Annotated in this window: 15 protein-coding genes; 5 read left to right on the plus strand and 10 right to left on the minus strand. The window is 70.0% G+C overall.

The window, feature by feature from the left end:
- Positions 1-132 precede the first annotated feature (132 nt).
- From ACSC1Q_RS18315 to ACSC1Q_RS18325, 3 genes are all read left to right on the plus strand, one after another.
- Positions 133-1,746 (plus strand): amidohydrolase, encoded by a 1,614-nt coding sequence (locus ACSC1Q_RS18315; RefSeq protein WP_436759909.1) that lies wholly within the window; start codon positions 133-135, stop codon positions 1,744-1,746.
- Between the two features lie 60 nt (positions 1,747-1,806).
- Positions 1,807-2,247 carry an Imm10 family immunity protein gene (locus ACSC1Q_RS18320; RefSeq protein WP_436759910.1) on the plus strand — a complete coding sequence of 147 codons (441 nt, stop codon included), beginning with the start codon at positions 1,807-1,809 and terminating at the stop codon, positions 2,245-2,247.
- Positions 2,248-2,312: 65 nt separating this feature from the next.
- Entirely contained in the window at positions 2,313-3,128 is an 816-nt protein-coding gene (locus ACSC1Q_RS18325; protein WP_436759911.1) for an MBL fold metallo-hydrolase, read from the plus strand.
- 145 nt (positions 3,129-3,273) lie between these two features.
- On the opposite strand, the gene ACSC1Q_RS18330 is transcribed toward ACSC1Q_RS18325, so the two are convergent.
- Positions 3,274-3,525: a DUF6343 family protein gene (locus ACSC1Q_RS18330; protein WP_436759912.1), complete on the minus strand. Its 252-nt coding sequence runs from the start codon at positions 3,523-3,525 to the stop codon at positions 3,274-3,276.
- Between the two features lie 338 nt (positions 3,526-3,863).
- On the opposite strand from ACSC1Q_RS18330, the gene ACSC1Q_RS18335 reads away from it, so the two are divergent.
- On the plus strand, positions 3,864-4,370 hold the full coding sequence (locus tag ACSC1Q_RS18335) for an SPW repeat protein (RefSeq protein WP_436759913.1): 507 nt from the start codon (positions 3,864-3,866) through the stop codon (positions 4,368-4,370).
- A 283-nt stretch (positions 4,371-4,653) separates the two neighbouring features.
- Here the strand turns inward: ACSC1Q_RS18335 and ACSC1Q_RS18340 are convergent, their stop codons facing one another.
- From ACSC1Q_RS18340 to gap, 7 genes are all read right to left on the minus strand, one after another.
- Positions 4,654-5,772, minus strand: a complete 1,119-nt coding sequence (locus tag ACSC1Q_RS18340) for a hypothetical protein (protein WP_436759914.1) — start codon at positions 5,770-5,772, stop codon at positions 4,654-4,656.
- A gap of 49 nt (positions 5,773-5,821) precedes the next feature.
- Complete coding sequence (locus ACSC1Q_RS18345) at positions 5,822-6,478, minus strand: hypothetical protein (RefSeq protein ID WP_436759915.1); 657 nt, start codon at positions 6,476-6,478, stop codon at positions 5,822-5,824.
- Between the two features lie 439 nt (positions 6,479-6,917).
- A complete protein-coding gene (locus tag ACSC1Q_RS18350) occupies positions 6,918-7,265 on the minus strand; it encodes an RNA polymerase-binding protein RbpA (protein ID WP_012892502.1) in 348 nt (115 codons plus the stop codon).
- A gap of 77 nt (positions 7,266-7,342) precedes the next feature.
- The gene (secG, locus tag ACSC1Q_RS18355; RefSeq protein WP_030905020.1) at positions 7,343-7,573 is read right to left on the minus strand and encodes a preprotein translocase subunit SecG; all 231 of its coding nucleotides are present in this window, start codon (positions 7,571-7,573) and stop codon (positions 7,343-7,345) included.
- 132 nt (positions 7,574-7,705) lie between these two features.
- Positions 7,706-8,491 carry a triose-phosphate isomerase gene (tpiA, locus tag ACSC1Q_RS18360; protein ID WP_436759916.1) on the minus strand — a complete coding sequence of 262 codons (786 nt, stop codon included), beginning with the start codon at positions 8,489-8,491 and terminating at the stop codon, positions 7,706-7,708.
- Between the two features lie 81 nt (positions 8,492-8,572).
- Entirely contained in the window at positions 8,573-9,760 is a 1,188-nt protein-coding gene (locus ACSC1Q_RS18365) for a phosphoglycerate kinase (RefSeq protein ID WP_436759917.1), read from the minus strand.
- The gene (gap, locus tag ACSC1Q_RS18370; protein WP_436759918.1) at positions 9,760-10,764 is read right to left on the minus strand and encodes a type I glyceraldehyde-3-phosphate dehydrogenase; all 1,005 of its coding nucleotides are present in this window, start codon (positions 10,762-10,764) and stop codon (positions 9,760-9,762) included. The genes ACSC1Q_RS18365 and gap overlap by 1 nt, the downstream gene beginning before the upstream one ends.
- A gap of 216 nt (positions 10,765-10,980) precedes the next feature.
- On the opposite strand from gap, the gene ACSC1Q_RS18375 reads away from it, so the two are divergent.
- Positions 10,981-11,496 (plus strand): hypothetical protein, encoded by a 516-nt coding sequence (locus tag ACSC1Q_RS18375; RefSeq protein ID WP_436759919.1) that lies wholly within the window; start codon positions 10,981-10,983, stop codon positions 11,494-11,496.
- A gap of 30 nt (positions 11,497-11,526) precedes the next feature.
- Here the strand turns inward: ACSC1Q_RS18375 and whiA are convergent, their stop codons facing one another.
- Both whiA and ACSC1Q_RS18385 read right to left on the minus strand, forming a co-directional pair.
- Positions 11,527-12,507 carry a DNA-binding protein WhiA gene (gene whiA / locus ACSC1Q_RS18380; protein ID WP_329079024.1) on the minus strand — a complete coding sequence of 327 codons (981 nt, stop codon included), beginning with the start codon at positions 12,505-12,507 and terminating at the stop codon, positions 11,527-11,529.
- A 93-nt stretch (positions 12,508-12,600) separates the two neighbouring features.
- Entirely contained in the window at positions 12,601-13,518 is a 918-nt protein-coding gene (locus ACSC1Q_RS18385) for a gluconeogenesis factor YvcK family protein (RefSeq protein ID WP_436759948.1), read from the minus strand.
- Between the last annotated feature and the right edge of the window lie 9 nt (positions 13,519-13,527).

Raw genomic sequence — 13,527 nt, forward strand, 5'->3', positions numbered from 1 at the left:
AGAGAACGCAGAGACCCCGAAAACACAGAAAATACAGAAAACGCCGAGAACCCCGAAAACGCAGAGAAGCCAGAGAGCGCCGACGCCGAGGAGAGCCATGACCTGCCCGCCCGCCACCCGAATGGGAAACGAGTGAACGACATCCTCTTCCGCGGCGGCAGGGTCTTCCTCGCCGCCGACGCCTTCGCCGAGGCGGTACTGGTCCGGGACGGCCGCGTCGCCGCCGTCGGCACGGAGTCCGACGTCGCGCGACTGGCCGCCCCCGGCCACGAGACCGTCGACCTGGGCGGCGGCCTGCTCACCCCCGGGTTCACCGACGCCCACATGCATCCGGTGCAGGCGGGCCTGGAGCGGGCCAGGTGCGACCTGTCCGGCGTCTACGGCCTGCCGAGGTACCTGGAGCGGATCACCGCCTACGCGGACTCCCACCCCGGCCACGAGTGGATCGACGGCGGCGGCTGGGACATGTCGGCCTTCCCCGGCGGACTGCCGCACCGCTCCCAGCTCGACGTCTTCGACCGCCCGGTCTATCTGATCCAGCGCGACCACCACGCCGCCTGGGTGAACAGCCGCGCCCTGGAACTGGCCGGGATCACCCGCGACACCCCCGACCCCGCCGACGGCAGGATCGAGCGCGACGCCGACGGCACGCCGAGCGGCGTGCTGCACGAGGGCGCGATGGACCTGGTCGGCCTGCTCACCCCCCGCCCCACGCCGAGCGACCTGCACGACGCGCTGATGGACGCCCAGAAGCACCTGTTCTCCCTCGGCGTCGTCGGCTGGCAGGACGCCATCGTCGGCTCCTACGCGGGCTACGACGACCAGCTGCCCACGTACGTCTCCGCGGCGGCCTCCGGCGCGCTGCGGGCCCGCGTCGTGGGCGCGCTGTGGTGGGACCGGGCGCGCGGCGCCGAGCAGATCCCCGAGCTGCTGGAACGGCGCCGCTCCGCCGAGGGCCTGGAGCGGTTCCGCGCCGGATCGGTGAAGATCATGCAAGACGGCATCACCGAGAACTTCACCGCCGCGGTGATCGAGCCCTACTGCCGCTGCGGCGGCACGGGCCTGTCGTACGTCGACCCCGCGCTGCTGAGGAAGTGCGTCGCCGAGCTGGACCGGCACGGCTTCCAGGTGCACTTCCACGCCATCGGCGAGCGGGCCGTCCGCGAGGCGCTGGACAGCTTCGAGGGGACCGACCCGGCCAACCGGCACCACATCGCGCACCTGCAGGTCGTCGAGCCGTCCGACCTGCCGCGCTTCGCCCAGCTCGGCGTGACCGCCAACCTGCAGCCGCTCTGGGCCACCCACCACGCCCAGATGGACGAGCTGACCCTCCCCTTCCTGGGCGAGGAGCGCTCCGCCTGGCAGTACCCCTTCGCCGACCTGCAGCGCAACGGCACCCTGTTCTGCGCGGGCAGCGACTGGCCGGTCTCCGACGCCGACCCGATCCAGGGCATGCACGTGGCCGTCAACCGCACCGAACCCGGCGGCTCGATCCACGCGGGCTACCCGACGGCGCAGACCCCGTTCCTGCCCGGCCAGAGCCTCACCCTGGCCACCGCGCTGACGGCCTACACCGCGGGCTCGGCCCGGATCAACCGCGACGACGACGCGGGCGCCATCGTCCCCGGCAACCGCGCCGACCTCGTCGTCCTGGACCGCGACCCGTTCACCGAACCGGCCGCCGACATCTGGCGCACCAAGGTCGCGATGACCTTCGTCGACGGCCAGGAGGTCTACCGCCGCTGACCCCTCCCAGCGGTGATCGACGCGCCGGAACCGTCGCCGTGGCCCGTTACGCTCCGCGGCATGACCATTCGATTCACGGCCCGGGTCGCGGGAGTGGCGGAAGACCACGATCTGGAGTGCCTGTCCGCCGGTGTCGCCGAAAGCGACGGCGGCGAAGGCATGGAGCTCATCTTCATGTGCGGCCTGTCCGAGGACGAGGAGGACTGGGAGGACGGGGAGGACTGGGAGGAAGACGTCGAGGAGCCGGAGACGGACGGTCACTGCCTGGTCCTCTCCGGCCAGGCGACCGCGTACGGGGCCGTCAGCGAGATCACCCTTCGCGACAGGGTGCTTCGCGTCGTCGTCGCTCCGCACGCGCTGGAGGAGCTGGGTCTCGACGACCCCGAGATCGAAGCGGTCCTCGAAGTCGACGACGAGGTGATCGAGCGGCTCCGGCCCGCCCTGCGGCGCATCATGGCCCACGGCCCGGCCGACGCCCGCCCGGCGGTCGTTCAGCTGTGACGGTGCCGCCCTCGGCGGGCACGGCGATCTTAGGGTGGAGACGAACCGCGACCCGAGGAGCCTCCGTGAACGACCTGCCCATCTGCGCCACCTGCGGGGTCCAGTACGCCGCCCCCCGGGACGACTGCCCGATCTGCGAGGACGAGCGGCAGTACGTCGGCTGGGAGGGGCAGCGCTGGACCTCCCTGAACGAGCTGCGCGCGACCGGGCACCGGTCGCTGGTCGCCGAGGAGGGCACCGGGGTGGTCGGGGTCGGCACCGACCCCGCCACGGCCATCGGACAGCGGGCCCTGCTGGTCCGCACGCCCGGCGGCAACGTGCTGTGGGACATGGTCACCCACCTCGACGACGAGCTGGTCAGGCAGGTCACCGAGCTCGGCGGGGTCGACGCCATCGCGATCAGCCACCCGCACTTCTACGGCTCGATGGTGGAGTGGGCGCACGCCTTCGACGCGCCGATCCACATCCACGCGGCCGACCGCGACTGGGTGGCCCGCCCCGACGACTCCGTCGTGTTCTGGGAGGGCGACACCCACGAGATCCGCGAGGGACTGACCCTGATCAACGCGGGGGTCCACTTCGACGGCGGCCAGGTCATGCACTGGCGCGACGGCGAGGAGGGCCGGGGCGCCCTGTTCTCCGGCGACATCCTCCAGGTGGTCCAGGACCGCCGCTGGGTGAGTTTCATGTACAGCTACCCCAACCTCATCCCCGAGCGTCCCGGCACGATTCGCCGCGCCCTGTCGCTGCTGGAGCCGTACTCCTTCGAACGCGTCTACGGCGGCTGGTGGAAGCGGATCATGCGCACCGACGGCGCCGAGGCCGTGCGCCGCTCCGCCGACCGCTACCTGTCCTTCGCCCTGGACGACCGACCGAGGTGAGACGGGCCTCTCATCGATGGGACGGACTCCTCCGGTGAAACAGGCACGGAGGGACCGGAGGGGGCGCCTTGGGGAGGGATCGGGAAAGGGATCCCGGCCCCTCCCCCGGACGGCGGCCGGGCCACCGAGGCGCGATCGCGCGCCCCTACTCGAAGAGGGTGTGCCGCTCGCCGCGACGGCGTCTGCGGGCGATCCTGATGCCGACCACCACGATGTCCACCACGGCGACGGCCGCCAGCACGGCCATGCTCACGGCGAGCGCGGTGATCCCGGCCCAGGCCGACAGGACGGCCAGGGCCGTGCACACCACCAGGCCGAATACCGCCAGGAAGAGCCGCAGGTTCAGCGCGCTCCTCGGGTGGTCGTGCGTTCCCGACTTCTCGTCCATCTCGTCCATAAGGTCACCTCCGGGCAACCTCGCTCTCCCCCGGCTCTCCATGTTCGCGCGAGGGGTGTGCTCCATCCCGTACCCAGGACGTCCGGCGCCACCCCGGCGCCCCCTGGCGCCATCGCGGTGATCACACCGGTTCTCACAGCGAGCCCTCCCCCGGCCCCGAGGGAGGTCCCGGCGGGGCGGGCCCGGCGGGGTAGACCATCGGAGCCCGTGTCCCAGCGATGTCATTAGCCAAACTTGTCCCGTTTTGGGCTGATTGGAGCTTATGTCGGGTATATCAGCACAAATCCGCTTTGGCGGGAAATCGAGATTTACCGAAGAGCGGCAAGGGGGAATGGGGCATGACGAGACCCACAAGTCTGGAACACCACCCCGATCTCATCGAGATGCGGGAAAGGTACGAACGAGCGGGCTCCAGTTCGGTAGCCCAGACCATCGAGGGACTGGGCCTCCTGGCGGGCCTGTATCTGGCGATCTCACCCTGGGTGGTCGGCTTCAACGGCCTGTCCAGGCTCGCCGTGAGCAACCTCGTCACCGGCATCGCGGTCGCCGCCCTGGCACTCGCCTTCGCGTCCGCCTACGGCCGGACATACGGGATCAGCTGGGTCGCGCCGGTCATCGGTATCTGGACCATCGTGGCTCCCTGGATCACCGGCTCTGCGACGAGAGGGAGCGCCTGGAACAACGTCATCACCGGCATCATCATCCTCCTGCTCGGACTGGGGGCCGTGGCGATGGGCTCCAAGAAAATGTCCGGCATGGCGCAGAGGAGAGATCTTCCTCACATGGGCGACACGCCCAATAGGCCGGACATGCCCGGCAGACCGGATATGCCAGGCAGGCCCTGAATCAGGGTCGTGTCGGGCGGCGGTGAAGGACCACCCCGCCGGTGCGGTGACTCAACCCCCTCCGTCACGCTCCGGAGGGGGGTACGCACGACCCGGACGGAAACCCGGCCGGGACGGCACAACCAGGCGGGCGTCGAGGTCCGCCGAAGGCCCAAGTGTCCGTCGAAAGCCGCCGAGGTCCGCCGAAGGCCCGAGCGTCCGTCGAAAGCCGTGGAGGTTCATCGAACGCCCGAGCCGGGAGGCGCGGCGGGAACCCGGGCGACCGAGACGGCGCCGGGCGCGCTCAGCGCGGCGTGAAGAACAGGTCACTCTCACCCGGGGTGAACTCAAGGCGCATCGACTTGTCCTCGCCCAGCTCGATGACGCGGTCACCGGCGTCGATGCCGTCGTCGCGTGACCAGGTGCCCGGGAGCACCAGCACTCCCTTGGCGGTGCGGACGAGGAGTTTCAGGCCCTCGCAGCGGTAACGGAAGGCGATGTCCCTGCCCTTCAGCGGCCTGCAGGACACGCCCGCCGGGAACAGGGGGTCCTTGTTCGCGTAGACGACCACACCTCTTCCGCCCTCCAGCCTCACCGCGGTCAGGTGCGCCTCCTGCGTGCCCACGTACTCGGCGTACTCGTCGGTGGCCGCGAAGATCCCGCCGACCAAGAGGAGCGCGACGAGGACCACCGGCAGGGTGCGCGACCACGGCGGCGGGCGGTCGGTGATGTGCGCCGGATGGCCGGCCCGCCACCAGTGGCGCCACAGGAGACCGCAGTAGATGAGCAGCCCGACCCCGCAGGACAGGAGAGTGTCGCGGGTCACGAGGGGGGACGCCCGTACCACCGGGTCACCGGCCGCGGCGAGCGCGTCGAGCGCGACAAGGGCACCCGCGCCCACCACGACCACGGCGACGACGCGCATGACCTTCCTGTCGGGCGCGGCCCTCTCGTGGTCGGCGGGACCGCGCGGGCGGCGCCCGAGCCCGCGCCGGACGAGAAGCAGGGCCACGCCCGCGAGCACGACGGCACCCGCCGAGACACCCACCTGGGCGAGCGCCGGGACCTTTCCCGCCAGCCGGTTGAGCGGAGCGCCCGCCCAGACGAGCAGGGCGAGAACGGACGCTCCGGTGAGCGCGACGGTCGCCACCCGCACGGCGAGACGCCCCCTGGGCCCCTGCTGCCCGTGAAGGATCAGCCGGTGCGCTCCGACGACGAGGAGGCCCAGCATGACCAGGACGAGCACGATCGTGTAAACGGAGGTCGCGCTGCGCAGCAGGTATTCCTGAATGCTGAAACCCAGCATGCTGCTGTCGATGCCGAAATAGACGGCGTAGGCCTGGGTGCGTCTCCAGCCGAAGTAGAAACCCAGCGCGGTGAGAAAGGTCGCCGGAGCGGCGATCAATCCGACGGCTTCGGCCACATCACGGAGCATGAGTGGCCCGTCGGCCTGTCTCGGCTCCTCGGTGGAATCAGCCGTAGATGAGGCTGTCGACATCGATTCCCATGATTTTGATCCACGGCACGAGCTCGGGCGGTGGGTTCTTACTTCCGCAAACCGGTTGTCTTATCCGCCCGATTCCTGAGTTGTCGGCCTCGGCCATTTCCACCTCGGTCCTGGTGCACTGCCGTATCCACTCCTTCTGGGCGGCGACCCACGCGTGGACGGCCGCCACGACCTCCGGCGGAACGACGGGGGGCACCACCACCGCCGGCGGTGGCTGGGAGGGGGGAGGCTGGGAAGGCGGCGGCTCGGCGGGCCGGCCCGAGTCGGTGGGCTGGTCCGGACCGTCGGGCACCTGCGAGACGGAGGCGTCGGGAGGCGGCGGGGGCTCTGACGGCGGAGGGTCGGACGGCGGGGCGTCCGACGGCGGCGCGGCGGTGGGCACCGGCACGCCCTCCACGACGTCGATGGCCTTCTCCTCCGCCTTGTCTCGCTTGTCCTCCGCTTTCACCGCCGCGCGGTAGGCGCGCTTCACCTGCGGCGGCGCGTTCTCGGGAAGGGTGAGGCCCGTCGAGGTCTCACCGTCACCGAGGCCCTCACCACCCGCTCCCGAACCCCCCTCACCACCGCAACCGGCGACAAGCAGGGAAACGAATACGCACAGGGCGATGAAACGTACTCTCACCCCGGAATTTCCGTTCACGCGTCATCCCTCAGAAGCCCGAGAGTTAGTTCAACCCTGAATATCGGACAAAAAGGAAGATGGGTTCATAAGTGCGACAAAGCAGCGTTGACGTCGACCCCGAAACGCACCGGCGGTCTCGCTCCCCGGTCGTAACCGCCGCCATTTCCCTGCGTTCAGGGTAACTTTCCGGATCGCTCCGAGTAAACCTCTTTTCACGCACCGTCCGCCACCGCCCCGGCGACGGCGGGACGACCTCCCCGACGACGCCCCCCCCCCTTTCCGGCGCCCTCCTCCCCGGCGACGGCTCCCTGCCCCCGGGGCTCCGGAGCCATGACATGCGAAAGGCCCCCGTGGGGGTCTCCCACGGGGGCCTTTCAGGCATGCGTGCGGTCCGCCGGACCGCACGCGCGCCAGGACTCTGCTGGTAGGCGAGATCCTGCTAGTAGATCGGGCGCGAGGAGGAGCGCAGCCGCTCCAGGGCCTCGGCCAGGATCTGCGCGCCGTCCTTGTCGCTGCGGCGTTCCTTCACGTACGCGAGGTGCGTCTTGTAAGGCTCGTTGCGCGGCGGCGCGGGCGGGTTCGCCTCGTCCTGACCGGCGGGGAGGCCACACCGGGGGCAGTCCCAGAACTCGGGAACGGCCGCGTCGCTGGCGAAACTGGGGCGCGTCTCATGCATGTTCGCGCACCAGAAAGGGACCCGGACACGGGGGGCCGCCTCGCCGCGCTCCGCCTCCCCCATCGGGCCGGCACCGACACGGCTGCCACGGATCGCGTTGCCACTACCCACGGATGAACTCCTTGCTCGATGGCCCCGCCGCTTGGGGATGCGGGGACTGAACCACTGTCACGCCTGTCGAAGCCGGGTCAGGGCCGCAGAAGCAGGCCCAGCGCGATGATGCAGACGAACCAGACGACACCGGTGATGACGGTGAGCCTGTCGAGGTTGCGCTCCACCACGGAGGAGCCTCCGAACGACGACGAGAAACCGCCACCGAACAGATCCGAGAGACCACCGCCCTTGCCCTTGTGGAGCAGGACGAGCAGCATCATCAGCAGGCTCGACAGGATGAGGGCGATGGAGATTCCGATTGTCACCGTTGACCTGTTCCCTATGTGCGCGTGACCCGCGTCCGGGCACGACCCGTGTGTACGCCGAAGGCGTGACGATTCAAACTTGCTCTAAGAGGGTATGACGTGCTGTCAAGTCGCACCCACCGAATGGCTCAGTCAGCTCGACAATTCACCAAAACGGCAAATCTTGACGAACTCCCCGGGGTCGAGGCTCGCGCCACCGATCAGGGCACCGTCGACATCAGGCTGCGCCATGATGCCCGCGATGTTGTCAGACTTGACCGACCCACCGTAAAGGATACGGACACCGGCGGCCACTTCGGCGTCGTACAGCTCGGCGAGTCGCGACCGGAGTGCCCCGCAGACCTCCTGCGCGTCGTCCGGGGTGGCCACCTCGCCGGTGCCGATCGCCCAGACCGGCTCGTAGGCGAGCACGACGGAGGCGGCCTGCTCGGCGCTGACCTTGCGCAGGCCGCCGTCGAGCTGGGCGACGCTGTGGGCCACCTGGTCACCGGCCCGGCGCACCTCCAGCCCCTCCCCCACGCACAGGATGGGGGTGAGGGAGTGCCGGTAGGCCGCCTGCACCTTGGCGTTGACGACGTCGTCGTCCTCGCGGTGGTACTGGCGGCGCTCGGAGTGCCCGGCGAGCACGAAGGTGCAGCCGATCTTGGCGAGCATGGTCCCGGAGATCTCCCCGGTGTAGGCGCCGCCGTCGTGCTGCGACAGGTCCTGCGCGCCATAGACGATCCGCAGCTTGTCGCCGTCGACCAGGGTCTGCACACTGCGCAGGTCGGTGAACGGCGGCAGCACGGCCACCTCGACCCGGTCGAAGTCCTTGTCGTTCAGCGCGAAGGCGAGCTTCTGGGTGTGCGCGATGGCCTCAAGGTGGTTGAGGTTCATCTTCCAGTTGCCTGCCATGAGCGGCTTACGAGGTGTGCTCATCGTTCGCTCACCACTCCCTGTTGACTGCGCGGACGGCGTCGGTCGTCGACCGGCCACTCCGCTCACCGCGTGGGTTCACTTCTACCGCTCCAGCGCCACGAGTCCGGGGAGGGTCTTGCCCTCCAGGTATTCGAGGCTGGCCCCGCCACCGGTGGAGATGTGCGAGAACCCGTCCTCGGCCAGGCCGAGCCTGCGCACGGCGGCGGCCGAGTCTCCCCCGCCGACGACCGTGAAGGCCTCCGAGGCGATCAACGCCTCGGCGACCGCGCGAGTTCCGCCGGAGAAGGCCTCGAACTCGAAGACGCCCATCGGGCCGTTCCAGAACACCGTCTTCGCGTCGGCCAGCTTGCCCGCGAACAGCTCGCGGGTGCGCGGGCCGATGTCGAGCCCCTCGCGGTCGGCCGGGATCGCGGTGGCGTCGACCACCTCGTACTCGGCGTCCTCGGCGAACTCGACGGCCGCCAGCACGTCGGCCGGGAGGACGATCTCCACGTCGCGCTTGGCCGCCTCGTCGAGGAAGCCGCGCACCTTGTCGAGCTGGTCCTCCTGGAGCAGCGACTTACCGACCTCGTAGCCCTGGGCCTTGAGGAAGGTGTAGGCCATGCCGCCGCCGATGAGGAGCCGGTCGACCTTGGTGAGCAGGTTGCCGATGACGCCGAGCTTGTCGGAGACCTTGGCGCCGCCGAGCACCACGACGTACGGCCGCTCGGTCTCGTCGGTCAGCTTCCTGAGCACCTCGACCTCGGCCAGGACCAGCCTTCCGGCGGCGTGCGGCAGCAGGCCGGGCACGTCGTGGACGCTGGCGTGCTTGCGGTGCACCGCGCCGAAGCCGTCGCCCACGTAGACGTCGGCGAAGGCGGCGAGCTTCGCGGCGAAACCGGCCCGCTCCGCGTCGTCCTTGGACTCCTCGCCCGGTTCGAAGCGCAGGTTCTCCAGGAGGGCCACCTGGCCGTCCTGTAGTGCCTCCACGACCTCCTGGGCGGAGGTGCCGACCACGTCGGTCGCGAAGGCGACGTCGGCGCCCAGGAGCTCACCCAGCCGCTCGGCGACGGGGGCGAGGGAGTATTCCGGGTTCGGCTTGCCCTTGGGGCGTCCCAGGTGCGCGACGACGACCACGCGGGCACCCCGGCCCGCGAGCTCCTTGATCGTCGGCACCGAGGCGCGGATGCGGCCGTCGTCGGTGATGACGTCCCCCTCCAGGGGGACGTTGAGGTCGGCGCGCACCAGGACGCGCCGACCCTCCACGTCGAACTCGGAGATGTCCTTCATCAGAGGTCGGCGCCGACCAGCTCGATGAGGTCGGCGAGGCGGTTGGAGTAACCCCACTCGTTGTCGTACCAGCCGACGACCTTGACCTGGTTGCCGATCACCTTGGTGAGGGGCGCGTCGAAGATGCAGGACGCCGGGTCGGTGACGATGTCGGAGGAGACGATCGGGTCCTCGTTGTAGGTGAGGTAACCCTTGAGCTCGCCCTCGGCCGCGGCCTTGAGCGCGGCGTTGACCTCCTCGACGGTGGTCTCGCGGCCGACCTCGACGGTGAGGTCGGTGGCCGAGCCCGTGGGGATCGGCACGCGCAGCGCGAAGCCGTCGAGCTTGCCCTTGAGCTCGGGCAGCACCAGGCCGATGGCCTTGGCGGCGCCGGTCGAGGTCGGCACGATGTTGATCGCGGCGGCGCGGGCGCGGCGCAGGTCGCCGTGCGGGGCGTCCTGCAGGTTCTGGTCCTGCGTGTAGGCGTGGATCGTGGTCATCAGACCCTTCTCGATACCGAAGGTGTCGTTGATGACCTTCGCCATCGGCGCCAGGCAGTTGGTGGTGCAGGAGGCGTTGGAGATGACCGTGTGGTTGGCCGGGTCGTACTTGTCGTGGTTGACGCCCATCACGACGGTGAAGTCCTCGTTCTTGGCCGGGGCCGAGATGATGACCTTCTTGGCGCCGTTCTCGGCGTGCACGCGGGCCTTGTTGGCGTCGGTGAAGAAACCGGTCGACTCGACGACGACGTCCACGCCCAGGTCGCCCCAGGGCAGCTTGGCGGGGTCGCGCTCGGCGAACGCCTTGATCGTCTTGCCGTCCACGATGATCTCGTCGGCGGTGCTCTTCACCTCGTACGGCAGGCGGCCGAGGATGCTGTCGTACTTCAGCAGGTGGGCGAGCGTGGCGTTGTCGGTCAGGTCGTTGACCGCGACGATCTCGATGTCCTTGCCGCTGGCAGCGACCGCGCGCCAGAAGTTGCGGCCGATGCGGCCGAATCCGTTGACGCCTACGCGGATGGTCACGGTGCCGATCTCCTCGTACGTCGATGCGCCGGTCTCTCGGGATCGGCGACTTGGGGCGGGCTGAAACCTCAACCACGAACCTTATCGGACCCAAATTGGCCTAGACCACTTGAGGGGGTGCTCCGTTATCCGTTAACCCACGAACAGGTATCGCACCATTCAAGTAAAGTGCCCGACTCGTCACTGTAAATACCTCCAACCCCAAGAGGAACCCCCATGACAGACAACGATCCGCACCTGGGGAACGGGCTCCTACCAGGCATTATCGCCGGTCTCCTGGCCACCGTCGCCGGTGCCGCGGCCTACGGCGCGCTCATCGCCTTCAGCGGGTACGAAATCGGATTCGCCGCCATCGGCGTCGGTCTCCTCGTCGGCCTCGCCATGATCGCGGTGAGGCCGACCAGCCCGGTGCTGCCGCCGCTGGCCGCCTTCCTCTCCCTCGCCGGCGCCGCGCTCGGCCAGATCGCCGGAGCCGTCGTCGTCTGGGTGCGGCTGTCCGGCGAGGACTACGGCCCGGCCGTCGCCCAGGTCCTCAACGCCTTCCCCGACGCGATCAGGAGCGACCCCATGTCGCTGCTGTTCTGGGTGGTCGCCGCCTACGCGGGCTTCGGCTTCGTGAACAGGCGCGTCAAGGCCGCCCGCGCGGCCCACGACGCCCGCGCCGCCTCGTCCGTCCCGCAGCCGGACGAGGCCGGCCGGGTGAACTACTTCGAGCCCAGGAAGCAGCCCTGACCTGAGCGGAAGGCTTACAGGCGGGGAGACCTACGGGGCCAGCATGTCGACGGTGAGATTGGCCTCGGTGTTGGGGATGCCGATGTCCTGGGCGCGCTTGTCGGCCATGGCCAGCAGGCGGCGGATCCGGCCGGCGATGGCGTCCTTGGTCAGGGGCGGGTCCGCGAGCTGGCCGAGCTCCTCCAGGGACGCCTGCTTGTGCTCCACCCGCAGGCGACCGGCGATCACCAGATGCTCGGGGGCCTCCTCCCCGAGGATCTCCAGGGCCCGCTGGACCCTCGCCCCCGCGGCGACCGCGGCGCGGGCCGAACGGCGCAGGTTGGCGTCGTCGAAGTTGGCCAGCCGGTTGGCCGTCGCGCGGACCTCGCGGCGCATCCGCCGCTCCTCCCAGGCCAGCACGCTGTCGTGGGCGCCCAGCCTGGTGAGCAGCGCGCCGATGGCGTCGCCGTCGCGGACCACCACCCGGTCGACCCCGCGCACCTCGCGGGCCTTGGCGTGGATCTTCAGCCGCCGCGCGGACCCGACCAGCGCGAGCGCCGCCTCAGGCCCGGGACAGGTGACCTCCAGCGACATCGAACGCCCCGGCTCGGTGAGCGAGCCGTGCGCCAGGAACGCCCCCCGCCAGGCCGCCTCGGCGTCGCAGGTCGCCCCCGCGACGACCTGGCGGGGCAGGCCGCGGACCGGGCGCCCGTGGTTGTCGATCAGACCGGTCTGGCGGGCGAGCGCCTCCCCGTCGCGGTAGACCCGCACGAGGTAGCGGGAGCCCTTGCGCAATCCGGCCGGGGCCAGGACGAGCACCTCCGCCTTGTGCCCGAAAACCTCACCGATGTCCTTGATCAGCCGCCGGGCGGTGACGTTGGTGTCAAGCTCGGCCTCGATCACGATCCGGCCGCTCACCAGGTGCAACCCGCTCGCGAACCGCAGCAGCGTCGACACCTCGGCCTTACGGCAGCAAGGCTTCAGGACCGGCAGCCTGCTCAGCTCGTCCTTGACCACACCTGTCATCGCCATGCGCGTTCGTCCTCCCCCATACAGACCCCATGCGGCCCGAGATGAATCGGGCTCACAGAAGTTTCTCGCACTCCTGAGCACCGCTGACCAGGATCAACGCTTCTCACGGAAAATCTCGTCCAGGACGGAGGCAAGACGTTGCGCATCATGTCGCGGGGAGCCGTCCTCGTCCGCCACGGAGGCGAGGACGAGCCTCCCGCCCAGGTCGGCGGCGGCCTTCTCCAGCTCGTCGCGGTCCTCGATCACCCCGGTGTCGGCCACGACGACGTCGATCTCCAGGGAGGGCGCGTGCTGGCGCAGCACCTCCAGGTGCTTCTGGGGGGAGAAGCCGTCGGTCTCCCCCGGCTGCGGGGCGAGGTTCAGGGCGACCAGGCGGCGAGCGCGGGTGGTGTGCAGCGCCTCGGCCAGCTCGGGCACCTTCAGGTGGGGCAGCACGCTGGTGAACCAGGAACCGGGGCCGAACACCACCCAGTCGGCGTCGAGGACCGCCTGGACGGCCTCGGGGCACGCCGGCGGGTCCTCGGGGAGCAGCGAGATCGCCCGGACCCTGCCGGGGGTGAGGGCGCAGGCCACCTGGCCGCGTACCGTGCTCACCTCGCCGTCCAGCTCGACCTCGGCGGCGATGTCGAGCGGCACCGAGGACATCGGCAGCACCCGCCCGTGCGCGCCGAGCAGCCGCCCGAGCCAGTCGAGCCCGGAGACCGTGTCGCCGAGCCGCTCCCACAGCGCCACGATCAGCAGGTTGCCGATCGCGTGGCCGTGCAGGTCGCCCTCGCTGCGGAAGCGGTGCTGGACGACCTCGCTCCAGGTGCGCCCCCACTCGTCGTCGCCGCACAGGGCGGCCAGGGCCATCCTCAGGTCTCCCGGGGGAAGCACGCCGAGCTCCCGGCGGAGACGGCCGCTCGACCCTCCGTCGTCGGCGACGGTGACCACCGCCGTCAGCTCGGAGGTGACCCTCCGCAACGCCGACAGCGAGGCGTACAGCCCGTGTCCCCCACCCAGCGCGACGATCTTGAGACC

The organism is Streptosporangium heterodermiicola, assembly GCF_051390675.1.
Classification (GTDB): Bacteria; Actinomycetota; Actinomycetes; order Streptosporangiales; family Streptosporangiaceae; genus Streptosporangium.